Origin of the sequence: Phycicoccus sp. (assembly GCF_035325325.1) — a bacterium.
Taxonomy (GTDB): Bacteria; Actinomycetota; Actinomycetes; order Actinomycetales; family Dermatophilaceae; genus Phycicoccus.
Genome location: NZ_DAOLAC010000038.1, coordinates 14,601 through 36,941 on the forward strand (window position 1 = coordinate 14,601; position 22,341 = coordinate 36,941).

Sequence of the window (22,341 nt, forward strand, 5' to 3'; positions counted from 1 at the left end):
ACCAGCTCGACGTCCGGGCCGAGGAGGGCCGGGTACCGGGCCCACATCGCCCCGCTCAGCTGGGAGCCGTGGACGAGGACGAGCCGGACGCGGCGGGGCACGCCGCCATCCTCTCCCACCGCTGTCCCGGTGGTTGGATGGGGTGATGGGTGCGCTGATCTCCGCCGACGACCTCGCGGGCCAGCTGGCCCGCGGCGGCGTCCGCGTCCTCGACGTCCAGTACACGCTCGCCGCGACCCCCGGGCGCGAGCTGTACGCCGCCGGCCACCTGCCCGGTGCCCCGTTCCTCGACCTCGACACCGCGCTCGCCGGCCCGCCCGGGGCCCGCGGCCGGCACCCGCTGCCGGACCCCGAGGTGCTCCAGGAGGCACTGCGCGCGTGCGGCGTCGACGACGCCGACGAGGTCGTCGTCTACGACCAACGCACCTCGCTCTCGGCCGCCCGAGCGTGGTGGGTGCTGCGCTGGGCCGGGCACCCGCAGGTGCGCGTCCTCGACGGCGGGCTGGCCGCGTGGGAGCGCGCCGGCCACCCGGTGACGACCGCGGTCCCGGCGCCGGAGCGCGGCGACCTCGTCGTCCGGCCGGGCTCGGTGCCGGTCCTCGACGCGGACGCCGCCGCGACGATGGCCCGGGCCGGGGTCCTGCTCGACGTGCGGTCGGCCGAGCGCTACCGCGGCGAGGTCGAGCCGATCGACCGGGTCGCCGGCCACGTCCCGGGGTCGGTCAACCTCCCGATGACCGAGCTGCTCGCCGACGACGGCACCTTCCTGCCGCCGGCCCGCATCCGCGAGCGCGCCGCGGCCGTCGGGGTGCACCGCGACACCCCGGTCGGCACGTCGTGCGGGTCGGGGGTGACGGCGGCCCAGATGGCGCTCGCGCTGCACACCGTGCGCATCGACGCCGTCCCGTACGTCGGCTCGTGGAGCGAGTGGGTGGAGGACGCCTCGCGGCCGGTGGCGACCGGGCCCGAGCCGGGCTGAGCACCCGCCGGGTCAGAGCGCCCAGGCCCCGGTGAACGGGTCGTCGGAGGCGCCGGGCACCGGGTAGGCGGGCGTGTCGAGCGAGGCGACCCGGTAGAGCCGCGCCTCGAGGACGTCCCAGGCGAGCAGCCGGAGCACGGGCCGGCCGGTGGCGGCGTTCGAGCGCGACTCGAAGAGCACGGTCTCGCGCGGGCCCCACGCGAGCGGCCGGTAGGCACCGAGCTGCACCCCGGCCGCCCGGGTCGCCGCGAGGATGCGCGGCTGAGGTCGCAGGCCGCGCTGCACGGCGAAGAGCCCCTGGACCCGGTTCTGCATCGCCTCGACACTGCCGAAGAAGGTGAGCCGGCAGGCCCATCCCTCGGTGGTCGAGATGGCCTCGCCGCTGACGTCGACGCGCGGACCGTCGACCGAGCGGACGTCGACGATCTGGCCGCGCCCCGAGTAGCCCCGCACGACCGGGCCGGCCTCGGTCGCCCCGACGTCGGCCCACCCGGCGTTGACCGGGATGACGGTGGCCGTGGCCTCGCCGGTCCGGGAGTCGACCAGCCAGCTGCCGCTGCTCCCGGTGGCGACGATGGTCCGCCCGTCGCTCGCCCAGCCGGCCGTCGTCAGGTGCTCGTCGGGGACGGGGAAGCGGAAGGTGCGGGCCGAGCGCACCTCGAGGACGACGACGGCCCCGGGCTGCGGGAAGACGAGGCGGTGCCGTTCGGAGTCGATGGTCCGCGGCCCCACCGGCAGGGTGCGGTTGCCGGCGGGGTCGCTCACCGCGTGGAGCGCGGCCATCGGGACGAGCAGCGGGGCCGGCGCCTGGCGGGGCATGAAGAGGGCCGGCTGGTAGCGGTCGTCACCGACCCGGATGAGGAAGACGGCACGCACCGACGCCGTCGAGCCGGCGGACGACAGCAGCACGAAGTCGGTGCCCGGTCCGAGCTTTCCCGGGAGGGCGGTCTCGGCGGCGTCCGGGTACGGCGGCAGGCCTTCCTCCTCGTCCGGTGGTGGCGCGAAGTAGACGGCGGCCCCGGCCACCTGGACGCCGGTGAGCCGGCCGGCTCCCGGGGTCGGGGTGGCGCTCGGCCGGAGGGTGCGGCGGGCGGGCTCGTCGCGGCCGAGCAGCGCGGTCGCGGCCGCCCCAGCGGCGACCACGACGCCGCCGACGAGGACCGCCCGGCGGCGGGCCGTACGCCGTGCCCCCACCGCGCGCCGCCACGCCTCCTCGGCGAGCGGGGGCTCGTCGAGCTCGTCGGCGACGAGCTCGAGCAGCTCGCGCGGGTGCGTCTCGTCGACGCCGGGGACGGGGCGCACGTCGGCCGCGGCGAGGGCGGCGCGGACCGCGCGAAGGTCCTCGTGGACCACCCCGGGGTCGGTGCGCAGGACGCGCGCCACCTCCGGCTCGGGCCGGTCCTCGAGCCAGTGCTGGACGGCGGCCGAGCGCTGCCGCGCGGTGAGCCGGGTCAGGGCGGTCCGCACGGCCGCCCGACGCTCGGTGAGGACGTCGACACCGGCGGGCGTCGCGCCGCCCGGGTGGGTGGCGGGCGGGTCCGGCGGCGCGTCCGGGACCGGGTCGCGCACGGCGGCGACGGCCCGGCGGTGCAGCTCGACGCGCAGGACCGACTCCGGACCCTCCTCGCGGGCCGCGGACCAGTTCCGCGCGAGGTGGGTGAAGGCCTCGAGGGCCACGCGCTCACCGAGCACGGGCTCGTCGCAGACGAGGGTGGCCGAGCGCACGGCGAGGCCCTCGCGCGCCGCCGCGAACTCGACGAAGTCCGCCTCCGCGGACCGTCCGGCCTCCTCGCCCGTCACCGTGGACACCTCCTCGCGCCATCGTCGCACCGATCTGGTTGAGTCGAGGCATGCGCGAGGCACCCGAGGTCCGGTCCGACCCCGACGCCGCCGGGCGCGGTGGGGCGCTCGACCTCGCCCTCCGGGCCGAGGCGGCCGCCGTCGCGGGCGACCTCGACGCCGCCGTCGCCGGCTACCGGCAGGCCTGGCCGCTCGTCGCCGACGCCCCGGACGGCGCGCGCGGGGTCGCCGCCTGCCTGCGCACCCTCGTCCGGATCGGCAACGCCGACCGCGCCCTCGACCTCCTCCTCCCCCGGCTCGACCGCGTCGCCACGCTCGACCCGCCGGAGGACCGCGCGTGGTTCGCGGCGACCGCCGCGTGGGTGCTCCGGCACGCGCACCGGCTCGGGATGCTGCCCGAGCGGGCCGCGCACGACGACGGCGCCGCGGCCGAGGCCGACCTGGCCGCGACCGCCCGCGACCTCCTCGACCGGCTCGACCCCGCCCTCGCCGCGGCGGTCACCGCGGCCCACGACGACGCCGGAGTCCCGGTCGAGCCGACGTTGCCCCCCACGCGGCTGCCCCAGCCGGCGGGCGGCGCGACGCGGCTGCGCCCCCCGGCGTCCGGCGCCGACGTCGTCGACATCGCCGAGCGCGCCCGTCACTGGCGCCGCGAGCTCGACCCCTCGCTCGAGCGCCTGCTCCACGGGTGGCTCGAGACCCGCGAGCAGAGCCTCTCGCTGCTCACCGAGCCCGCGCACTGGTCGGCCGCCGCCCTGCTCGACCGCAGCGCGGTGCACCTCCTGCGCGACCCGGTCCGCGAGCGCATCCGGCTCGACGAGGCCGTCGCGGAGGCCGAGCGCGGCGCCGACGAGGAGGGCGCGGCGCACAGCCGGGCCGAGCTCGCGGTGCTCGACGTCCGCGAGGCGGCCGCCTCCCTGGGAGCCGACGCGCCCGAGGTGGCGCGGGCCCGCGAGCGCGCCCTCGAGGCGGTCGAGGCCCTCGCGGCGCACGGGTGGGCCGAGACCGCCGCCGCGAGCCGGCGCTGGTACGCCCTCTCGGCCCGGCCCGCCGACACCGCCGCCCAGCTCGTCCACGCCGCGGACGAGTACGCCGCCCTCGGCCTGCCGGCCCGGCAGGCCCTCTGCCTCCTCGACGCCGTGCCGCCCACCCACGCCACCGACCCCGCCGCGGCCCACCGGCTGCTCGACGACGCGGAGCGGCTGGCCGGGGACCACCCCGTCCTGACGGTGCAGGTCCTCGACCTGCGCGCCCGGATGGCTCGCACCGCGGGCGACCACGACGCCGCCCGCTCCCTCTACGAGCGCGCCGCGGCCGTGCGGCACGTCCCGGACGGCTCCCGGATGGCCGTCCTCTTCGCATGGTGCGACCTCCTCGTCGACGCCGCGGACTGGGCGGGCCTCGAGCCGCGGGCCGCCGACGCGCTGGCCCTCGCCGTGCGGCTGCGTGACCCCGTGTCGCTCGCGGTGGCCCAACGCCACCTCGGCCTCGCCTGGGTCGAGCAGGGACGCGCGCTCGAGGCGGCCGAGCTGCTCGCCGCGGCCCTGCCCGTCGTCCGTCGGCACGTCCCCGAGCTCGTGGGCCCCACCGCGTGGGCCCTGGGCAACGCCTCCCTCGAGCTCGACGCCTTCGTCGCGGCCCGGACGGTCTTCACGGAGGCCGCGGAGGCGTTCGAGGCCGCCGGCCGCCTCGAGGAGGCGAGCCACGCCCGCTACCGCGCCGGCACCGCCGCGTGGGACGGCGACGACCTCGCGACCGCGGGCCGCGACCTCGACGCCGCGGTCGCCCTCGCCCGGCGCAGCCGCACCCTCCCGGTCCTCCTCGAGGCGCTGCGCTCCCGGGCCGCGGTCCGGGCCGCCGACGGCGACGTCGACGGCGGGATCGCCGCGCTCGACGCGGTTCTCGACGACGTCGCCGGGCTCGCCGCCACCCTGCCCCCGGAGCAGCACGGCGAGGAGCCGTTCGACCCCGAGGTCCTCGAGCCCGACGTCCTGCGCGAGGGCGCGCACGTGTTGGCCGAGGCCGGTCGGCTCGACGAGGCCCTCGAGCGGCTCACCCGCGCCGAGGCGCTCGTCGGCGGCGCCTTCGCCCTCGTCCTGCGCGCCGAGCGAGGGGTCGTCCTCGCGGAGGCCGGCCGGCTCGAGCAGGCCGAGGCGGTGCTGCGCCGCTCGCTCGCCGACCTCGCGGCGGCGGGCCTCGTCGACGAGCAGGTCGCGGTGGCCGGGGCGCTGGCCCGGGCGCTCGACGCGTGCGGGCGCACCGACGAGGCGGACGCCGTGTGGGAGCGGTGGGGCGCCGACGACTGACCTCCCCTCGGCCCTCCCCGGCCGGTCCCGGGGCCCGGCTCAGGTGGGGTGCAGCAGGCGCACCCGCTCGATGCGGTGGCCGTCGACCTCGAGCACCTCGATGACCCGGTCCTGCACCGGCACCCGGTCGCCGACCACGGCCAGGCGGCCCAGCTCGGCGAGCACGAAGCCGCCGACGGTCTCGTAGGCGCCGGTGTCCGGCAGCTCCACCCCTGTCCGCTCGGCGAACTCCTGGAGCGTCGAGCGGGCGTCCAGCACCGCGCCGTCCGGGTCGACCGTCTCGGTCGGGACGACGTCGCGTTCGTCCCAGATCTCCCCGACGAGCTCCTCGACGAGGTCCTCGACGGTGACGATGCCGTCGGTGCCGCCGTACTCGTCGACGACCACGGCGATCCGCGCCCGCTGGTGCCGCAACGTCGTGAGCGAGGCCAGGAGCCTGTTGGTGCCGGGCAGCGCGACGATCGGGCGCGTCACGTCGCGCACGGTGCGCGCGTCGCCGCGGGCCGCCTCGTACAGGTCGCGGACGTGGACGAACCCGAGCACGTCGTCGAAGTCGGTGCCGATGACCGGGTAGCGCGAGTGGGGACGGCCGGCGACCTCGGCGACGGCGTGCGCCAGCGCGAGGTCGGCGTCGAGGAAGACGACCTCGTGGCGCGGTGTCATCACCTCGGTCATCGTGTGCTGCGAGGCGCTGAAGACCTCGGCGAGGACGGCTCGCCGGTCGGCGGGGATCGCGTCGGTCGAGGTGACGAGGTGCTCGAGCTCCTCCTCCGAGATGTCCTCGCCGGTGGCCTTCGGGTCCAGGCCGAGCAACCGGACGACGGCGTCGGTCGAGACCGACAGCAGCCGGATGACCGGCCGCATCACCGCCGCGAAGCGGTCGACCGCCGGGGCGACGAGCAGCGCGACGGCCGTCGAGCGCTGGAGCGCGATGCGCTTGGGCACGAGCTCCCCGAGGACGAGCGAGACGTAGGCGATCGCCACGGTGAGCGCCACCAGGGACACCGTGGCCGCCACCGCGTCCGACAACCCCCACCCGGCGAGGACCGGGGTCAGGTACGGCGAGATCGTCGAGGCGCCGAACGCCGCCGAGAGGAACCCGGCGAACGTCACGCCGATCTGGACGGCGGCGAGGAAGCGGTTGGGATTGCGGGCGACCGCCGCGACCTTGGCGCCCCGGCCGCCCTGCCGCTCGAGCTGGACGAGCTGGCTCTCGCGCAGCGACACCAGGGCCAGCTCGGTGCCGGCGAACACGCCACCGACGAGGACGAACACGACCACGAGGGCCACGTCGCCCAGGACGGCCGGCACGGTCGGTCAGCCCCGCTCGGCCCGCGTCAGCAGCCGACGAGACGCTGGGCCAGGTAGCCCTCGACCTGGTCGAGCGCCACGCGCTCCTGGGTCATCGCGTCGCGCTCGCGGACGGTCACCGCCTGGTCCTCGAGGGTGTCGAAGTCGACGGTGAGGCAGAACGGCGTCCCGATCTCGTCCTGGCGGCGGTACCGGCGGCCGATGGCGCCGGCGTCGTCGAACTCGACGTTCCAGTGCTTGCGCAGCGTGGCCGCGAGGTCCCTGGCCTTCGGCGAGAGGTCGGCGTTGCGCGAGAGCGGCAGCACGGCGGCCTTGACCGGCGCGAGCCGCGGGTCGAGCCGCAGCACGGTCCGCTTGTCGACGCCGCCCTTGGTGTTGGGGGCCTCGTCCTCGGTGTAGGCGTCGACGAGGAAGGTCATGAGGCTGCGGGAGAGGCCGGCCGCCGGCTCGATGACGTACGGCGTGTACGTCGAGCCGGTGGCCTGGTCGAAGTAGACGAGGTCGGTGCCCGAGTGCTTCGAGTGGGTGGTCAGGTCGAAGTCGGTGCGGTTGGCGATGCCCTCGAGCTCGCCCCACTCGCTGCCGGTGAAGTTGAAGCGGTACTCGATGTCGACGGTGCGCTTCGAGTAGTGCGACAGCTTGTCCTGCGGGTGCTCGAAGTGGCGCAGGTTCTCGGGCCGGATGCCGAGGTCGGTGTACCAGCGGGTGCGCTCGTCGATCCAGTACTGGTGCCACTCCTCGTCCTCGCCGGGCTTGACGAAGAACTCCATCTCCATCTGCTCGAACTCGCGGGTGCGGAAGATGAAGTTGCCCGGGGTGATCTCGTTGCGGAAGCTCTTGCCGGTCTGGGCGATGCCGAACGGCGGCTTGCGGCGCGAGGCCTGCATGACGTTGAGGAAGTTGATGAAGATGCCCTGCGCGGTCTCGGGCCGCAGGTAGTGCAGCCCGGACTCGTCCTCGATGACGCCGAGGTAGGTCTTGAGCATCATGTTGAACTCGCGCGGCTCGGTCCACTGGCCGCGGGTGCCGCAGCTCGGGCAGGCGATCTCGGCCAGCGGGATCGAGTCGGGGTCGACCTCCTTGCCCTTCTTCGCCTCCCGGTCGGCGACGGCCTCCTGCATGTGGTCGACGCGGAAGCGCTTGTGGCAGGACTGGCACTCGGTGAGCGGGTCGGTGAACTCGCCGACGTGGCCGGAGGCGACCCAGGTCTGGCGGGGCAGGATGATCGAGGAGTCGAGGCCGACGACGTCCTCACGGGCGGTGACCATCGACCTCCACCACTGCCGCTTGATGTTCTCCTTGAGCTCGACGCCGAGCGGGCCGTAGTCCCAGGCCGACCGCGTGCCCCCGTAGATCTCGCCGCACGGGAAGACGAAACCCCGGCGCTTGCAGAGGGAGACGACGGTGTCGACGACGGAGGTGGGGGCAGCCATGGGCGCAAGGCTATACAGCGGCGCGGAGGGCCTCCGAACCGGTTTCCCCCCGACCCGTAGGCTGGTCCACCGTGTCGACCCTCCGTGAGTCCTTCGAGCGGGCCAGCCTGCCCGTCCTGCGTCGGCTGGACGCTCTCCCCCGCGCCGTCCCGTTCCTCCTCGTGCTCGCGCTCGTCGTGGCCGGCATCCTCCTGCCGTCGCCGGGGTGGCTGCTCATCGGTGTCGTCGTCCTGCTCCTCGCCTGGATCCTCGCCCTCGCCTGGCCCCGGCTCTCCGGCGCCGAGCGGCTGATGCGCACCGCCGTCCTCGTGCTCATGGTCGCGATCCTGCTCACCCAGGCGTTCCCACGGAGCTGAGGCATCGCGCCATTTGACAACGGTTCTCATCTTGAATGAGAATCGTTGTCATGAAGCGAGCCCTCACCCTCCTCGCCGCCCTCCCCCTCCTCGCCCTCGCCGGGTGCGGCAGCGGGTCGGACGGCGGTGCCTCCTCGGGCGCCGCCCTCGAGGTCTCCGCGGCGTTCTACCCGCTGCAGTGGGTGTCCCAGCAGATCGGCGGCGACCTCGTCGACGTCCGGTCGCTCACCAAGCCGGGGGCCGGGCCGCACGACCTCGAGCTGACCCCGAAGGACGTCGGCGAGATGGCACAGTCCGACGTCGTCGTCTACCTCAAGGGGTTCCAGCCGGCGGTCGACGACGCCGTGGCGAGCGAGGCCGCGCGGGCCGGCTTCGACGTCTCCCCGGACGCCGACCTCAGCCTCACGGCGGCCGCGGAGGGCCACGACCACGGTGGCACGGACGCGACCGGGCAGGACCCGCACTTCTGGCTCGACCCGGTGCGCTTCGAGAAGGTCGCGACCGCGGTCGGCGAGCGGTTCGCCACCGCCGACCCCGCCCACGCCGCCCGGTACCGGGCCGGCGCCGAGAAGGTCGTCGCGCAGCTGCGGGCCCTCGACGGCGAGTACCGCGCCGGCCTCGCGTCCTGTGCGAGCAAGGACCTCGTCACGGGCCACGCCGCGTTCGGTTACCTCGCCCAGCGCTACGGCCTCTCGCAGGAGGGCATCGCCGGCATCTCGCCGGACGCCGAGCCGGACGCCGCGACCCTGCGCGACCTCGCCACCCACATCGAGGAGCACGGCGTGACGACGGTGTACGCCGAGACCCTCGTCTCCCCCGCGCTCGCCGAGACCCTGGCCCGCGAGACCGGGGCCACCGTCGCCGTCCTCGACCCCATCGAGGGGATCACGAGCACGTCGAAGGGCAGCGACTACCTTGAGGTGATGCGCAGCAACCTCGCGACGCTCGAGGAGGGGCAACGGTGCAGCTGAGCGGCGGGGCTCCCCTCATCGAGCTGCGGTCGGCGGCCTTCGGGTACGCCGACCGCACGGTCGTCTCCGACGTCGACCTCACCATCCGGGCGGGCGAGGTCGTCGCCCTCCTCGGGCCCAACGGGTCCGGCAAGTCGACGCTCGTCCGCGGGCTGCTCGGCCTCACCGAGCACCAGGGCGGGGAGGTGCGCCTGCTCGGCGTGCCGCGCAACCAGTTCCACGAGCACACCCGTATCGGCTACGTGCCCCAGCGCCACTCGCTCTCGAGCGCGGTGCGCGCGACGGTCGCCGAGATCGTCGCGGTCGGGCGCCTGCCGCACCGTCCGTGGTGGAGGCCCGCGGGCCGCACCGACCGCGAGATCGTCGCCGCCTCGATCGCGGCCGTCGGGCTCGCCGACCGCGCGGACGAGGAGGTCGCGGCCCTCTCCGGCGGGCAGCAGCGCCGGGTCCTCATCGCCCGGGCCCTCGCCGGCCGCCCGGACCTGCTCGTCATGGACGAGCCGACCGCGGGGGTCGACCACGCGAGCCAGGCCGCCCTGGCCGAGACCCTCCGCGCGCTCGCGGCCGACGGCACCTCGATGCTCATCGTCACCCACGAGCTCGACGCCCTGCGCGACGTCGTGACCCGCATCGTCTGCATGGACGGCGGCCACCTCGACTTCGACGGCACGCCGTCGGCGTACGCGGCCCACCTCGCGGCGCACGCCCCCGGCGACGACCACCACCACCCCGAGGCCCACCCCGCCCGGCCCGCGCCGGTCGGCGGCCCGTTCGACACCCCCCGGGAGGTGGACGCGTGAGCGAGATGCTCGCCCTCGACTTCATGCGGCAGGCGTTCGTCGCCGCCCTCCTCGCCGGTGTCGCGGCCCCGCTCGTCGGCACCTTCCTCGTCCAGCGCCGGATGTCGCTCATCGGCGACGGCATGGGCCACGTCGCGCTCGCCGGCGTCGCGGTGGGCATCCTCACCGGCCAGCAGCCGGTGCTGACCGCACTCGTGGCGGCCGTCCTCGCGGGCGTGGCCATCGAGCTGATCCGGGCGAGCGGACGCACGAGCGGCGACGTGGCCCTCGCCGTCATGTTCTACGGCGGCATCGCGCTCGGTGTAGTCCTCATCGCCCGCTCCTCGGCCAGCAACCCCTCGAACCTCACCGCCTACCTCTTCGGGGCGATCCTCACGACGAGCTCCGGCGACCTCGCCCTCCTCGCCGCACTCACCGTGGCCGTCCTCCTCGTGACGACCGTGCTGCGCCAGCGCTTCTTCGCCGTGGCCAACGACGAGGAGTACGCCCGGTCGGCCGGGCTGCCGGTGCTCGCCTACAACCTCGTCCTCGCCGTGCTCACCGCGGTGACGGTCGTCGTCTCGATGCGGATCGTCGGCCTGCTGCTCATCAGCGCCCTGATGATCGTCCCCAACGCCACCGCCCAGCTGCTGGCCCGCAGCTTCGGTGCGAGCGTGCGGTGGGCGGTGCTCGTCGGGGTCGTGTCGAGCGTCGGCGGGGTCGCGGTCTCCTACGAGGCGGGCACGCCGTCCGGCGGCACCATCGTGCTGCTCGCCATCGGGCTCTTCCTCGCCGTCACCGCCGCCACCGCGCTCGTGGGCCAGCTCCGGCGGGCCGCGCACCGACGTGCGGAGCGGCACGACCACGAGCACGGGCCGCGGTGCGGACACGAGGCGGTCGAGCACGACGGCCACGTCGACTACCTCCACGACGGGCACCGGCACGCGGCGCACGAGGGGCACTACGACGAGCACGGACGGCACGAGGAGGCCGGCACCCGATGACCGAGCAGAGGACCGAGCGGCGCCCGACCCGCCAGCGCGCCGCCATCACCGAGGCGCTCACCGGGAGCGCCGAGTTCCGGTCGGCCCAGGAGATCCACGCCGACCTCGCCGGAGGCGGCACCCGGGTCGGGCTGGCGACGGTGTACCGCAACCTCCAGGCGATGGCCGCCGACGGCGAGCTCGACGTCATCCGGACCGCCGACGGCGAGGCCGTCTACCGCTCCTGCGCGAGCGAGGCGCACCACCACCACGTCGTGTGCCGCTCGTGCGGCCTGGCCGTCGAGGTGACCGCGGACGCCGTCGAGCGCTGGGCCGAGGCGGTCGCGGCCGAGCACGGCTTCAGCCAGGTGCGGCACACCGTCGAGATCGACGGCCTGTGTGCCGACTGCGCCGGGCGGCGCTGACCGGTCAGCCGTCGAGCGCGGTCGTCGGGGCGTCGACGGCGCCCCCGTAGCGGCGCTCGCGGTCGACGTAGGACTGGACGGCGGCCCAGAGGTCGCGGCGGTCGTAGTCGGGCCAGAGCCGGTCCTGGAAGACCATCTCGGCGTAGGCGCTCTGCCACAGCAGGAAGTTGCTCGTGCGCTGCTCGCCGGAGGAGCGCACGAACAGGTCGACGTCGGGCATGTCCGGCTCGGGCAGGTAGCGGGCGACGGTGCGCTCGTCGACGCCGCGCGGCTTGAGCCGGCCGGCCGCGACGTCCTCGGCGAGCCGCTGCACGGCGTCGCCGATCTCGGCCCGGCCGCCGTAGTTGACGCAGAAGTAGAGCGTGAGACCGGTGTTGTGCCTCGTCAGCTCCTGGGCGACCTCGAGCTCCTTGATGACCGAGCCCCAGAGCCGCGGCCGCCGGCCGACCCAGCGCATCCGCACCCCCCACGCGTGCAGCTGGTCGCGGCGGCGGCGGATGACGTCGCGGTTGAAGCCCATGAGGAAGCGCACCTCGTCGGGGCTGCGTTTCCAGTTCTCGGTGCTGAACGCGTAGGCCGACAGGTGGGTGACGCCGAGCTCGACGGCGCCCGCGACGACGTCGAGGAGGGCCGCCTCCCCCGCCTCGTGGCCCTTGGTCCGGGGCAGGCCGCGCTGGTTGGCCCAGCGCCCGTTGCCGTCCATGACGACGGCGACGTGCCGGGGCAGGCGGTCGGCGGGGATGGCGGGGGGCCGGGCGCCGCTCGGGTGCGGGAAGGGCGGCTCGTAGCGGGTCGGCGCGCTCACCGCTCCACCATACGGAGGCTGCGGATGCCGCGTTCGAGGTGCCACTGGAGGAAGGCGGCGGTGAGGCCGCTGCCCTCGCGCCGGTGGCGGTCGTCGGACGGGTCGGCGAGCGCCCAGTCGCCGGCGAGGAGGGCGGCGAGCAACCGGAGGGTGTCCGGGTGCGGCGCAGCGGAACCGGGCGGACGGCAGACCGGGCAGACCACACCGCCGGCGGCGACGTGGAAGGCCCGGTGCGGGCCGGGGGCGCCGCACTTCGCGCAGTCGTGGAAGCTCGGCGCGTAGCCGCCGACGGCCATCGCGCGCAGCAGGTAGGCGTCGAGGACCAGGCCGGGGTCGTGCTCGCGGTGGGCCAGGCTGCGCAGCGCGCCGGCGAGCAGGAGGTACTGCTGGAGGGCGGGCTCGCGCTCCTCGGTGAGCCGGTCGCAGGTCTCGAGCACGGCCGTGGCGGCGGTCCAGGCGCGGTAGTCGCGGGCGATCGCCTCGCCCCACGGGTCGAGCGTCTCGACCTGGGTCACGGTGTCGAGGGTGCGGCCCTCGTAGCACTGGACGTCGATGTGCATCCCCGGCTCGAGCCGCGCCCCGAACCGCGACTTGGTGCGCCGCACACCCTTGCCGACGACCCGCAGCTTGCCGAGCCGCCGCGAGAGCACGGTGACGATGCGGTCGGCCTCACCCAGCTTGTGGGTGCGCAGGACGATCGCCTCGTCGCGGTAGAGGGGCACCGGACCATCATCCGCCCTGGCGCCGACATCGCCGCAGCGCCCCGCCGTCGCGGCCGGTCGGGCTCAGCGCGGGTCGAGCGCGTGGTGGGTCCACAGGTGGACGACGGCGAGGCTGCGGTGCGGCGCCCACGCCTGCGCCGCCGCGGCGGCCTCCCGGGCGGTGACCCCGCCGAGGGCCTTGCGCAGGACGAGGTCCCCGGGCAGGAAGACGTCCGGGTCGCGCAGGCAGCGCATCGCGACGAGGTCGGCGGTCCACGGCCCGACCCCCGGCAGCGCGAGGAGGGCGGCGCGGGTGACCGCGCGTCGGGCCGGGTCGGGCTGCGGGGCGAGGTCGAGGCCGTCGAGGACCACCCGGGCCAGGGCGACGAGGGTGCGGGCGCGCCCCCCGGTGATGCCGACCGCCGCACGCAGGGCCTCCGGGTCGACGGCCGCCAGCGCCTCGGGCGACGGTCCGACCACGCGTCGTGTGCCCGGCCGGTCGTCCGGGCGACCACCTGGGCACACGACCCCGTGGGCGGCGACGAGGCGGCCGGCGAACACCCGACCGGCGGCGAGCGAGACGTGCTGGCCGAGCACGACGTTCACCGCGGCCTCGAACGGATCCGGCGTGCCGGGGACGCGCACGTGCGGGCGGGCCCGGACCAGCGGGCCGAGCACCGGGTCGTCGGCCAGCGCGGCGGCCGCTGCGGCGGGGTCGTGGTCGAGCCCGAGCCACCGGCGCAGCAGCGCGAGCCCGGTGGCGTCGCGGGCCCGCAGGCGCGGCGGCCCATCGGTCGGCAGGACCACCTCCACGGGTCGGGTGCCGCGCACGTGGCGTCGGTGCGTCGTCCCACCGCCCGGCGCCGTGTCCACCTCGTCGACGCCCGGGACGCCGTGGGCGACAAGCCACGCCCGCAGCGCCGGGACGTCGACCGCCTCCTCCACCACCTCCTCGACCGCCGACACCCGCCCATCCAAGCCCATTCCACCGACGACCGGCCCGCCCTACGCTGGCGCCATGACCGCGGAGGACGACTTCTTCGAGCCGTGGGTGGAACCCGACTACCTGGGCGACGACGAGCCCGTCGAGCAGGACGTGCCGTGGATGCGGCCCGACCACGTCGCCGGGGTCGTCGTGCCGCTCGACCTCGACCTCTACCGCGGTCCGGACGTCGTGCTGCGGCTGACCTCGGTGACGGCCTACCGGCGCGGCCTGGAGCTGACCTTCGGCACCTGGCGGCGTCCCGGCTCGCGGCGGGCGCCCACGGACCGGGCGCGCTGGGCACCCGACGACGCCCGCATCGGCATCCGGCTCGCCGACGGCACCCGGCTCGGGCACGAGTCCCCCTTCGCCGCTCGCCCGGAGACGACCGCGGGCACCTGGACCCAGCTCATGGGGTCGGGTGGCCCACTGCGCAGCGACCGGACGTGGTGGCTGCACCCCGTGCCCGACGACGACCACCTCGAGGTCGTCGTCGCGTGGGCGGAGCAGCGCGTGCCGGAGACCGCCACCCGCCTCGACCTGCGACCGCTGCGCGAGGCCGCCGCCCGCGAGGAGGTCCTCTGGGACCCGCCACCCGCCATCGGGTCCACGGGCGGCGGGTGGTTCGGCTACGCCGGCCCGATGCCGGACGGGCCCTGAGTTCTGGACACCTGTTCGATTCCGTCGTAGGCTCCCGGGTATGGCAGTGCTCCAGGGGTCGCTCCTCGACCTCGCCGACGGCATCGAGGTCCGCGAGCTCGGCGCCGCCGTGCAACGGACGCACCTCGACCACCGGGCCTGGGTCGACGAGCGGGCGGGCTGGGTCGGCGGGGCGGACGAGCTCTACGAGGCGCTGCGACGCGACGTGCCCTGGTACGCCGAGCGCCGCCAGATGTACGACTCGATCGTCGCCGTGCCCCGACTGCTCAAGTTCTACGGTGAGGGCGAACGGCTCCCCCACCTCGCCCTGGAGGAGTGCCGCGAGGTCCTCTCGGCGCACTACGCCGCCGAGCTCGGCGAGCCCTTCGTCACCGCGGGTCTGTGCCTCTACCGCGACGGGCAGGACTCGGTCGCGTGGCACGGCGACCGGATCGGGCGCAGCCGCGAGCAGGACACGATGGTCGCCATCCTCTCGGTGGGTGCGCCGCGCGACCTGATGCTCCGCCCGCGCGACGGCGGTCCGTCCCGCCGGTTCCCGGCCGGGCACGGAGACCTCGTCGTCATGGGTGGGGCCTGCCAGCGCACCTGGGACCACTGCGTGCCGAAGACCGCGAAGCCGGTCGGCCCGCGGATCAGCATCCAGTTCCGGGTCCGCGGGGTGCGATGAGCGCGCGCCTCAGCGGCGGGCCACGGCCACCACGGTGTCGTCCCCGGGACCGGGAGCCCGGTCCGTGTACCCACCCCGCAGCTCGACGTCGGTGAACCCGGCTCCCTCCAGGAGGAGCACCAGCTCGCCGGTGAAGTAGACGTTCGCGGTGAGCGTCGAGTGCTCGCTCGCCACGAGCACGTCGTCACGCCACTGCCAGGCGTGCATCTCCCAGCGCTCCTGCTGCAGGTGCGGGTCCACCCCGAGGAGCCGGGCCGCGAGCGCGTACTCGCAGCCGTCGGGGGCCGCTCGCCGCCCCTCCGACGGCGGCCGCGGCACCGGGTCCGCGGGAGCATCCGGTCTCGTCCACCGTTCCCACACGGTCGGGTTCGACCACGGCACCTCGTTGTCCAGGACCAGCACTCCACCGGGGAGCAGGTGCTCGCGGATGCGGCGCAGCGCCTGGGCGTCCTGCGCCCGGGTGGACCCCAGCCCGAGGGCGCCGCACGCGTAGGCCACGCCGTAGCGGCGCGGAAGGTCGAGGGCGTGCAGCGGCTGCCGGAACAGCCGGGGGCTCGCCCCGACGGCCTCGGCAGCGGTGGCGCACGACGCCAGCATGTCGGCGGAGACGTCGACCCCGTCGACGTCGAGGCCAGCGGCGACGAGGGGGACGAGCAGCCGCCCGGCGCCGCACGCGAGGTCCAGGCCCGGTGCCCGCCCCTCCACCAGTGGCCGGATCACCTCGAGCTCCGGGTGCTCGGTGCGGAAGAAGGTCCACCAGCGCGCCACGATGCCGTGGTGCCAGCTCGACGGCGGTGGCGGGTCACCCTCGGCCACGGATGGCCCCCACCCGGAACTCGACGACGCGCCGCACGAGGTCGACGGGCAGCGGCTCCGTGAGCGGGAACTGCACCGAGCCCTTGCCCTGCTTGTAGCGCGCGAAGTCCTCGGCGAACGCCTCGTGCCCGTTCGGGGTCGCGTAGAACCCGACGTGTCCGGCGAAGCCCGCGAAGTAGACGAGCGGCTTCTTGTCGAGCTTGTAGGCCGGCATCCCGTAGGCCATCGACTCGACGGCGTCCGGGGCCGCGGCGCGGATGGTCTCGCGCATCGTCTCGAGGCGGGCGCGCACGTCCCCCTCGAAGCCGGCGAGGTACTCGTCGACGGTGGCGGCCATGGGTCCTCCTGGAGGTGTCGGCCCCGGTCAGTCGGTGAGGACGACGCGGTTGCCGTCGGGGTCGGTGTGCCGCAGGATACGGACGCTCGTGGCCGCTTCGACACCCTCGTGGTCGATGCCGGCCCGCGCGAGCGCCACGGCTGCATCGTCGAGGTCGGCGACGCGGTGGTTGCTCATCAGTCGGATCGTGTCCATGTCAGGGCTGACCGGCGGTGGCGCACGGACTCATCGGTCGCGGACTCATCGGTCGCCGGCCCAGCCGAGCGCACCCGTCGCCCCGACCGACCGTGCCGCCACCCCGACCGCCCGGGCGAGCGCACCCGGCAGGTCGGCGGTGCCGTCGCGGGCCAGCTCGGCGAGCAGCGCTCCGTGGAGCACGTCCCCGGCGCCGAGGGTGTCGACGACGTCGACCACCGGCACCGGCACCTCACCGTGGCCGCCTCCGCCGAGCCAGCGCACCGGGCCCGCGCCGTCGGACGCCGCGACCCACCACGGCCCGGCGTCCCGGAGGCCGGCCAGCCCGCCGCCGCCCGGCATCGTGAAGGCGGCCGACACGACGGCGACCTCCACGTGCGCGAGCAGCTCCTCGAGGCCGGGCTTCCACGACCCGCCGTCGAGCAGCACGGGGATGCCCCGGCGTCTCGCTCCCGCGGCGACACCCACCGCGACCGGCAGGTGGTGGCCGTCGACGAGGACCGCGGCCACGTCGTCGAGCAGGGCGTCGAGCTCCGACTCGGACAGCGCCGCGTACTCGGCGACGCCGACCGCGTTGCGCGACACCACGGCCCGCTCCCCCGTCGACGCCGTGACGAGCACGGTCGACAGGGGAGGCTCGAAGGCCGGCGGGGCGAGGTCGGTGACCGCGACGCCGTGCCGCGCGAGGTCGCGGAGCACGACGCCGGAGAGCGGGCCGCTGCCGACGGCCCCGACGAAGCGCGTCGGCACGCCGAGCACCGCACAGGTGAGGGCGGCGTTGCACGCCGGGCCGCCGGCCGAGACCGACGCGTCGAGCGCGACGACCTTCTCGTCCGGCTCCGGCACGGCCTCGACGACCTGGACGACGTCGACCGTCGCCAGCCCGCACGCGAGGGCCGTGCCGGACACCCGGGTTCAGCCCTCGCCGTCGGTGCGCCCGGCCCGGTTGACCGCCGAGAGGATGGCCCGCAGCGAGGCCTTGACGATCGACTCGTGCAGGCCGACACCCCAGAGCACGCGGTCACCGACGGCGCACTCGACGTAGGCCGCGGCCCGGGCGTCGCCACCCGCGGAGAGCGCGTGCTCGTGGTAGTCGAGCACCCGGACGTCGACGTCGAGCGTCCCGAGCGCGGCGGTGAACGCGTCGATCGGGCCGTTGCCGCGACCGTGGATCGCCGTCTCGACCCCGTCGACGCTGATGACCGAGTCGATGACGTCCATCCCGTCGTCCGAACCGGTGATCGTCGAGCGGACCGGCGCGAACCGGCCCCAGCGGTCCTGCGGGTCCTCGCTGTGGAGGTACTCGTCGGCGAACATCTCCCAGATCTGGGCGCCGGAGAGCTCGCCGCCCTCGGAGTCGGTGCGCCGCTGCACGACGTGGCTGAACTCGACCTGGAGGCGGCGCGGCAGGTCGAGCCCGTGCTCGGCCTTGAGCAGGTACGAGACCCCGCCCTTGCCGGACTGGCTGTTGACCCGGACGACGGCCTCGTAGGAGCGGCCGATGTCGTGCGGGTCGATCGGCAGGTAGGGCACGCCCCAGTCGAGGTCGTCGATGCTCGTGCCCTTGCTCTTCGCCCTCTTCTCCATGTCCTCGAGGCCCTTCTTGATGGCGTCCTGGTGGGAGCCGGAGAAGGCCGTGTAGACGAGGTCGCCGCCCCACGGGTGCCGCTCGTGGACGGGCAGCTGGTTGCAGTACTCGACGGTGCGCCGGATCTCGGCCATGTCGGAGAAGTCGATCTCGGGGTCGATGCCCTGGCTGAACAGGTTCATCCCCAGGGTGACGAGGCAGACGTTGCCGGTGCGCTCGCCGTTGCCGAAGAGGCAGCCCTCGATGCGGTCGGCGCCGGCGAGGTAGCCCAGCTCGGCCGCCGCGACGCCCTCGCCACGGTCGTTGTGCGGGTGCAGGCTGACGACGACCGACTCGCGGCGGTTCAGGTGGCGGACCATCCACTCGATGGAGTCGGCGTACACGTTCGGCGTCGCCATCTCGACCGTTGCCGGGAGGTTGACGATCATCTTGTGGTCGGGGGTCGGGTCGATGACGTCGATGACCTCGTTGCAGATCCGGACCGCGAACTCGAGCTCGGTTCCGGTGTAGGACTCCGGCGAGTACTCGTAGTAGACGTCGGTCTCGGGGACGGTCTCCTCGAGCTTGCGGCACAGCCGGGCGGCCTGGAGCGCGATGTCGACGATGCCGTCCTCGCTCATCCCGAAGACGACCCGCCGCTGGAGGACCGAGGTCGAGTTGTAGAAGTGGACGATCGCCTGCTTGCTGCCGCGGATGGCGTCGAAGGTGCGCTCGATGAGGTGGTCGCGGCTCTGGGTGAGCACCTGGATCGTCACGTCGTCGGGGATGTGTCCGCCGTCGATGAGCTCGCGGCAGAAGTCGAAGTCGGTCTGGCTCGCGCTCGGGAAGCCGACCTCGATCTCCTTGTAGCCCATCTTCACGAGGAGCTTGAACATGCGCATCTTGCGCTCGGAGTCCATCGGGTCGATGAGCGCCTGGTTGCCGTCGCGCAGGTCGACCGCGCACCAGCGCGGCGCCTTCGTCATCACGCGGTCGGGCCACGTGCGGTCGGGGAGGTGGACCTCGATCTGGTCCTGGAACGGCACGTACTTCGCCGTCGGCATCCCGCTCGGCTGCTGGGGGTGGATCACGTCGCTACGCCTTCGTCTCGTCTGCTGGGGCCCGGCCTGGTGCAGGAGGAACTCCGCGACGAGGGGCGGCCGATGTCAGGCCCCGCCGCGGCAGCGAAGGAGGAGGCGCGAGGAACGCACGGGTCGAGCATGCCACGGTGCGGCGGACCCGTCGAGCCCGTGGCCGGCCACGGTCACGATGCGGACGCGTCGCGGCGGTCGAGGACGTGGCCGGTGGTCACGACCAGAGCGAGTGGTACGCGTTGAGCGCAGGCTGGCCGCCGAGGTGGGCATAGAGCACCGTCGAGTCGCGCGGGATGTCGCCGGTGCGCACGAGGTCGACGAGGCCGGCGAGCGACTTGCCCTCGTACACCGGGTCGGTGATCATCGCCTCGAGCTCGGCGCCGAGGCGCATCGCCTCCATCGTCGAGTCGACGGGGATCCCGTAGAGGTCACCGGCCCAGTCGGGCAGCAGGGTGAGCTCGTCGTCGCGCAGCTCGCGGCCGAGCTCGAGGACCTCGGCGGTGTGCCGGGCGATCCGCTCGAGCTGGTCGCGGGTCTTCTCGAGGGTGGCGCTGGCGTCGACGCCGATGATCCGCCGGCGCACGCCGGTGAGGTCCTCCAGCGCGGCGAAGCCGGCGACCATCCCGGCGTGCGTCGAGCAGGTGACGGTGCAGACGACGACGGTGTCGAAGGTGACGCCGAGGGCCTTCTCCTGCTCGGCCACCTCGAAGGCCCAGTTGGCGAACCCGACTCCACCGAAGGGGTGTTCGCTCGCGCCGGCCGGGATGGCGTACGGCGTGCCGCCGGCCTCCTCGACCTCGCGCAGGGCCTCCTTCCACGAGTCGCGGATGCCGATGTCGAAGCCGTGCGGGTCGAGCCGGGAGTCGGCGCCCATCATCCGGCTCAGCAGGATGTTGCCGACCTTGTCGTTGACCGGGTCGTCCCACGGCACCCACTTCTCCTGGACGAGACGGCACTTCAGGCCGAGGTGGGCCGCGACGGCGGCGACCTGGCGGGTGTGGTTGCTCTGGTAGCCGCCGATCGAGACGAGGGTGTCGGCGCCGCTGTCGAGGACGTCGGGGACGATGTACTCGAGCTTGCGGACCTTGTTCCCGCCGAAGGCGAGGCCGCTGCTCACGTCCTCGCGCTTGGCCCAGACCTGCGCACCGCCCAGGTGGTCGCTCAGCCGTCGCAGGTGGTGCACCGGGCTCGGGCCGAAGGTGAGCGGGTACCGGGGGATCTCGTGCAGGCGCATGGCGCAGGTGTACCACCGGCGGCGTCGAATGGGGATGCGTCGTCCGCGGTCCGTCGGCCATCCTGTCCGGCGTGACCGAGATCCTCGACGCCCTCGCCCCCCGCCTCCCGGCCGGGTTCACCGCCCGCCCGCTGGTGCCCACGGACCTCGACGCGGCGTACCACGTCTACTCGAGCGCGCAGCTCGAGGACAGCGGGATCATCGCGCTCGAGCGGGCGGACATCGAGGCGGACTGGTCCCGGCCGAGCATGGACCTCTCGCGCGACACCGTCGGTGTGTTGCGTGAGGATGGGCTCGTCGCGGCGGCCGAGGTGTCGAGGGGTGGCTCGCGCGCCGAGGCGGCGGTCCACCCGCACCACCGGGGGGTCGGGATCGGGTCGTGGCTCGCCTCGTGGGTCGAGGAACGCTCGCGGTCCGGTGGCGCGGCGTCGGTCGGGCAGACCGTGCCGCGGGGGTCGGCCGGGCAGCGGCTGCTCGAGGGGCGTGGATGCCGAGAAGGGCACACGTCCTGGGTGCTCGAGCTGCCGCCGGGCGCCGAGGTGCCGGACCGCCCGCTGCCGCCGGGCTACCGGCTGCGGACGGCGCAGTCGGAGGCGGACCACCGGGCGGCGCACGACGTCATCGAGACCGCGTTCGGGGAGTGGGCCGGCCGCGAGCGGGAACCCTTCGAGGAGTGGGCGCCGGGGGTCGTGCAGCGTCCGGGGTTCGAGCCGTGGAACCTGCGGGTCGTCGAGCACGACGGCACGGTGGTCGGGGCGTGCTTCACGGTCGTCGACGAGCGGGCCTGCGGCTTCGTCGACCAGGTGGCCGTGGCGCGGGAGCACCGAGGGCGCGGCCTGGCGCAGGCGCTGCTCGCCGACGGCTTCCGGAACGCCCGCGAGCACGGGGCCGTGCGCGGCGAGCTGTCGACGGACTCCCGGACCGGGGCGCTCGACCTCTACCGCAAGGTCGGGATGCGGGTGTCCGCGACGTGGGTGCACCTGGTGCACGACCACGAAGGCGTCGGGGACAGCGGGGCGCCCGCGTCCTAGGTCAGGCCGTCGACGATGCTCACGTACTCGGTGCGGGCGGCGGCGGGGTCCATCCCTGAGGTCGCGGCCCACGCGTCGTACTTGGCCCTCCTGACGAAGTCCATCATCCCGGGCCGCTTGCCGGAGACGTCGCCTTCGGTGGCCTGCTTGTAGAGCGCGTAGAGGCGCAGCTTGGTGTCGTTGCCGGGGTCCTTCGTCAGCCCGGAGACCGCCTCGACCGCTGCCCGGAACTCGTCCTCGGTTGCCATCCCGCGACTGTAGGGCCCGGGGGCTCGCCCGGCCACCCTCAGGCGGCGGCCAGGAGTGCCTCGAGGTGGCGTTCGAGGGGCGAGTCGGGTGCGCCCTGCTCGTGGTCGGGTTCGGGGTCGGGTGGGTCGGTGCCCCAGCCGAGCAGGGGCGGCGCGGTCGCGCGGTAGGTGTGTCCTGTGGGGGTGGTGGTCTGCCAGGTCGGTGGCGAACCACGGACGATGCTCACCTGCCAGCCGGGGGCCTCCTTGACGCCGTTGCAGCGGGCGCACTTCCCGCCCCCGTTGCCGAAGCTGGTCACCCCGCCGGCATGGACCGGGTGGGTGTGGTCGGCGTGCACCACCGGCGCGTCGCACCACGGCGTGGTGCACACGTCGTCACGCAGCACCAGCATCCACCGCAACAACCCGGCGAACAGGCGGCGGCGGGAGTCCATCGCGACCAGGTCCCGCCCGTCCGGGCCCGTGTACAGCCTGCGCAGCCACACCGGCCCCTGCCCCGCCTCCCGCACCCACGCCCGGGCGACCGGCGTCGGCACACTGCCGTGGCCGGGGATCCGGGCCGGCTCGAACACGCTGCGGTCGGGGTCGCCGGTGCCGAGCAGGGCGCGGTCGGTCATCACCAGGTGCACCTCGACCGGCTGCACCTGCCCCGGCGCGAGCC

At 74.8% G+C, this 22,341-nt stretch carries 23 protein-coding genes and 1 pseudogene; 10 read left to right on the forward strand and 14 right to left on the reverse strand.

What is annotated here, in order from left to right:
• The first annotated feature begins 145 nt into the window (after window positions 1-145).
• Window positions 146-979, forward strand: coding sequence for a sulfurtransferase (locus tag PKA89_RS17280; RefSeq protein WP_324421541.1), 834 nt, complete (start codon window positions 146-148; stop codon window positions 977-979).
• A gap of 12 nt (window positions 980-991) precedes the next feature.
• Here PKA89_RS17280 and PKA89_RS17285 read toward each other — a convergent pair whose 3' ends face one another.
• Window positions 992-2,788: a hypothetical protein gene (locus PKA89_RS17285; protein WP_324421542.1), complete on the reverse strand. Its 1,797-nt coding sequence runs from the start codon at window positions 2,786-2,788 to the stop codon at window positions 992-994.
• A 41-nt stretch (window positions 2,789-2,829) separates the two neighbouring features.
• On the opposite strand from PKA89_RS17285, the gene PKA89_RS17290 reads away from it, so the two are divergent.
• Window positions 2,830-5,085, forward strand: a complete 2,256-nt coding sequence (locus tag PKA89_RS17290; RefSeq protein WP_324421543.1) for a hypothetical protein — start codon at window positions 2,830-2,832, stop codon at window positions 5,083-5,085.
• 39 nt (window positions 5,086-5,124) lie between these two features.
• Here PKA89_RS17290 and PKA89_RS17295 read toward each other — a convergent pair whose 3' ends face one another.
• Window positions 5,125-6,396, reverse strand: a complete 1,272-nt coding sequence (locus tag PKA89_RS17295; RefSeq protein WP_324421544.1) for a hemolysin family protein — start codon at window positions 6,394-6,396, stop codon at window positions 5,125-5,127.
• Between the two features lie 26 nt (window positions 6,397-6,422).
• Window positions 6,423-7,829 carry a glycine--tRNA ligase gene (locus tag PKA89_RS17300; protein ID WP_324421545.1) on the reverse strand — a complete coding sequence of 469 codons (1,407 nt, stop codon included), beginning with the start codon at window positions 7,827-7,829 and terminating at the stop codon, window positions 6,423-6,425.
• A 71-nt stretch (window positions 7,830-7,900) separates the two neighbouring features.
• Here PKA89_RS17300 and PKA89_RS17305 point away from each other — a divergent pair, with 71 nt between their 5' ends.
• Genes PKA89_RS17305 through PKA89_RS17325 form a run of 5 tightly spaced genes read left to right on the forward strand, consistent with a single transcriptional unit; the run spans window position 7,901 to window position 11,343 of the window.
• A complete protein-coding gene (locus tag PKA89_RS17305) occupies window positions 7,901-8,185 on the forward strand; it encodes a DUF6703 family protein (protein WP_324421546.1) in 285 nt (94 codons plus the stop codon).
• A 50-nt stretch (window positions 8,186-8,235) separates the two neighbouring features.
• Entirely contained in the window at window positions 8,236-9,156 is a 921-nt protein-coding gene (locus tag PKA89_RS17310; RefSeq protein WP_324421547.1) for a metal ABC transporter substrate-binding protein, read from the forward strand.
• Entirely contained in the window at window positions 9,147-9,956 is an 810-nt protein-coding gene (locus PKA89_RS17315; protein WP_324421548.1) for a metal ABC transporter ATP-binding protein, read from the forward strand. The genes PKA89_RS17310 and PKA89_RS17315 overlap by 10 nt, the downstream gene beginning before the upstream one ends.
• Complete coding sequence (locus PKA89_RS17320; RefSeq protein ID WP_324421549.1) at window positions 9,953-10,939, forward strand: metal ABC transporter permease; 987 nt, start codon at window positions 9,953-9,955, stop codon at window positions 10,937-10,939. The genes PKA89_RS17315 and PKA89_RS17320 overlap by 4 nt, the downstream gene beginning before the upstream one ends.
• Window positions 10,936-11,343 carry a transcriptional repressor gene (locus PKA89_RS17325; protein WP_324421550.1) on the forward strand — a complete coding sequence of 136 codons (408 nt, stop codon included), beginning with the start codon at window positions 10,936-10,938 and terminating at the stop codon, window positions 11,341-11,343. The genes PKA89_RS17320 and PKA89_RS17325 overlap by 4 nt, the downstream gene beginning before the upstream one ends.
• Window positions 11,344-11,347: 4 nt before the next feature.
• Here PKA89_RS17325 and PKA89_RS17330 read toward each other — a convergent pair whose 3' ends face one another.
• The 3 genes from PKA89_RS17330 to PKA89_RS17340 form a co-directional block, all read right to left on the reverse strand.
• Entirely contained in the window at window positions 11,348-12,148 is an 801-nt protein-coding gene (locus tag PKA89_RS17330) for an isoprenyl transferase (RefSeq protein WP_324421551.1), read from the reverse strand.
• Window positions 12,145-12,870, reverse strand: a complete 726-nt coding sequence (recO, locus tag PKA89_RS17335; protein ID WP_324421552.1) for a DNA repair protein RecO — start codon at window positions 12,868-12,870, stop codon at window positions 12,145-12,147. Before recO ends, PKA89_RS17330 begins: the two co-directional genes overlap by 4 nt.
• 63 nt (window positions 12,871-12,933) lie before the next feature.
• A complete protein-coding gene (locus tag PKA89_RS17340) occupies window positions 12,934-13,815 on the reverse strand; it encodes an AlkA N-terminal domain-containing protein (RefSeq protein WP_324421553.1) in 882 nt (293 codons plus the stop codon).
• Window positions 13,816-13,867: 52 nt separating this feature from the next.
• Here PKA89_RS17340 and PKA89_RS17345 point away from each other — a divergent pair, with 52 nt between their 5' ends.
• Both PKA89_RS17345 and PKA89_RS17350 read left to right on the forward strand, forming a co-directional pair.
• On the forward strand, window positions 13,868-14,491 hold the full coding sequence (locus PKA89_RS17345; RefSeq protein ID WP_324421554.1) for a hypothetical protein: 624 nt from the start codon (window positions 13,868-13,870) through the stop codon (window positions 14,489-14,491).
• 40 nt (window positions 14,492-14,531) lie between these two features.
• Complete coding sequence (locus tag PKA89_RS17350) at window positions 14,532-15,158, forward strand: alpha-ketoglutarate-dependent dioxygenase AlkB (RefSeq protein ID WP_324421555.1); 627 nt, start codon at window positions 14,532-14,534, stop codon at window positions 15,156-15,158.
• Window positions 15,159-15,167: 9 nt separating this feature from the next.
• On the opposite strand, the gene PKA89_RS17355 is transcribed toward PKA89_RS17350, so the two are convergent.
• From PKA89_RS17355 to PKA89_RS17380, 6 genes are all read right to left on the reverse strand, one after another.
• Window positions 15,168-15,974 carry a class I SAM-dependent methyltransferase gene (locus tag PKA89_RS17355; RefSeq protein ID WP_324421556.1) on the reverse strand — a complete coding sequence of 269 codons (807 nt, stop codon included), beginning with the start codon at window positions 15,972-15,974 and terminating at the stop codon, window positions 15,168-15,170.
• Window positions 15,961-16,311, reverse strand: a complete 351-nt coding sequence (locus PKA89_RS17360) for a DUF1801 domain-containing protein (protein WP_324421557.1) — start codon at window positions 16,309-16,311, stop codon at window positions 15,961-15,963. The genes PKA89_RS17355 and PKA89_RS17360 overlap by 14 nt, the downstream gene beginning before the upstream one ends.
• Window positions 16,312-16,338: 27 nt before the next feature.
• Entirely contained in the window at window positions 16,339-16,488 is a 150-nt protein-coding gene (locus PKA89_RS17365) for a hypothetical protein (RefSeq protein WP_324421558.1), read from the reverse strand.
• Between the two features lie 63 nt (window positions 16,489-16,551).
• Complete coding sequence (locus PKA89_RS17370; protein ID WP_324421559.1) at window positions 16,552-17,415, reverse strand: PfkB family carbohydrate kinase; 864 nt, start codon at window positions 17,413-17,415, stop codon at window positions 16,552-16,554.
• Window positions 17,416-17,421: 6 nt separating this feature from the next.
• Window positions 17,422-19,164, reverse strand: coding sequence for a 2-isopropylmalate synthase (gene leuA / locus PKA89_RS17375; RefSeq protein ID WP_324421560.1), 1,743 nt, complete (start codon window positions 19,162-19,164; stop codon window positions 17,422-17,424).
• Window positions 19,165-19,381: 217 nt separating this feature from the next.
• Window positions 19,382-20,401 (reverse strand): 1-aminocyclopropane-1-carboxylate deaminase, encoded by a 1,020-nt coding sequence (locus tag PKA89_RS17380; protein WP_324421561.1) that lies wholly within the window; start codon window positions 20,399-20,401, stop codon window positions 19,382-19,384.
• A gap of 71 nt (window positions 20,402-20,472) precedes the next feature.
• On the opposite strand from PKA89_RS17380, the gene PKA89_RS17385 reads away from it, so the two are divergent.
• Window positions 20,473-21,432 carry a GNAT family N-acetyltransferase gene (locus tag PKA89_RS17385; protein ID WP_324421562.1) on the forward strand — a complete coding sequence of 320 codons (960 nt, stop codon included), beginning with the start codon at window positions 20,473-20,475 and terminating at the stop codon, window positions 21,430-21,432.
• Here the strand turns inward: PKA89_RS17385 and PKA89_RS17390 are convergent.
• A complete protein-coding gene (locus PKA89_RS17390; RefSeq protein WP_324421563.1) occupies window positions 21,429-21,680 on the reverse strand; it encodes an acyl-CoA-binding protein in 252 nt (83 codons plus the stop codon). The two genes, PKA89_RS17385 and PKA89_RS17390, sit on opposite strands and share 4 nt — an antisense overlap.
• 38 nt (window positions 21,681-21,718) lie before the next feature.
• A pseudogene (locus tag PKA89_RS17395) lies at window positions 21,719-22,341 on the reverse strand (HNH endonuclease); the annotation flags it as partial.

What these genes read in the sequence shown, in the direction of transcription:
- PKA89_RS17280 (WP_324421541.1), top strand. Translation starts at nt 146, where the DNA reads ATGGGTGCGCTGATCTCCGCCGACGACCTCGCGGGCCAGCTGGCCCGC.
- PKA89_RS17290 (WP_324421543.1), top strand. Translation starts at nt 2,830, where the DNA reads ATGCGCGAGGCACCCGAGGTCCGGTCCGACCCCGACGCCGCCGGGCGC.
- PKA89_RS17300 (WP_324421545.1), bottom strand. Translation starts at nt 7,829, where the DNA reads ATGGCTGCCCCCACCTCCGTCGTCGACACCGTCGTCTCCCTCTGCAAG.
- PKA89_RS17310 (WP_324421547.1), top strand. Translation starts at nt 8,236, where the DNA reads ATGAAGCGAGCCCTCACCCTCCTCGCCGCCCTCCCCCTCCTCGCCCTC.
- PKA89_RS17325 (WP_324421550.1), top strand. Translation starts at nt 10,936, where the DNA reads ATGACCGAGCAGAGGACCGAGCGGCGCCCGACCCGCCAGCGCGCCGCC.
- PKA89_RS17345 (WP_324421554.1), top strand. Translation starts at nt 13,868, where the DNA reads ATGACCGCGGAGGACGACTTCTTCGAGCCGTGGGTGGAACCCGACTAC.
- PKA89_RS17350 (WP_324421555.1), top strand. Translation starts at nt 14,532, where the DNA reads ATGGCAGTGCTCCAGGGGTCGCTCCTCGACCTCGCCGACGGCATCGAG.
- PKA89_RS17360 (WP_324421557.1), bottom strand. Translation starts at nt 16,311, where the DNA reads ATGGCCGCCACCGTCGACGAGTACCTCGCCGGCTTCGAGGGGGACGTG.
- PKA89_RS17365 (WP_324421558.1), bottom strand. Translation starts at nt 16,488, where the DNA reads ATGAGCAACCACCGCGTCGCCGACCTCGACGATGCAGCCGTGGCGCTC.
- PKA89_RS17380 (WP_324421561.1), bottom strand. Translation starts at nt 20,401, where the DNA reads ATGCGCCTGCACGAGATCCCCCGGTACCCGCTCACCTTCGGCCCGAGC.
- PKA89_RS17390 (WP_324421563.1), bottom strand. Translation starts at nt 21,680, where the DNA reads ATGGCAACCGAGGACGAGTTCCGGGCAGCGGTCGAGGCGGTCTCCGGG.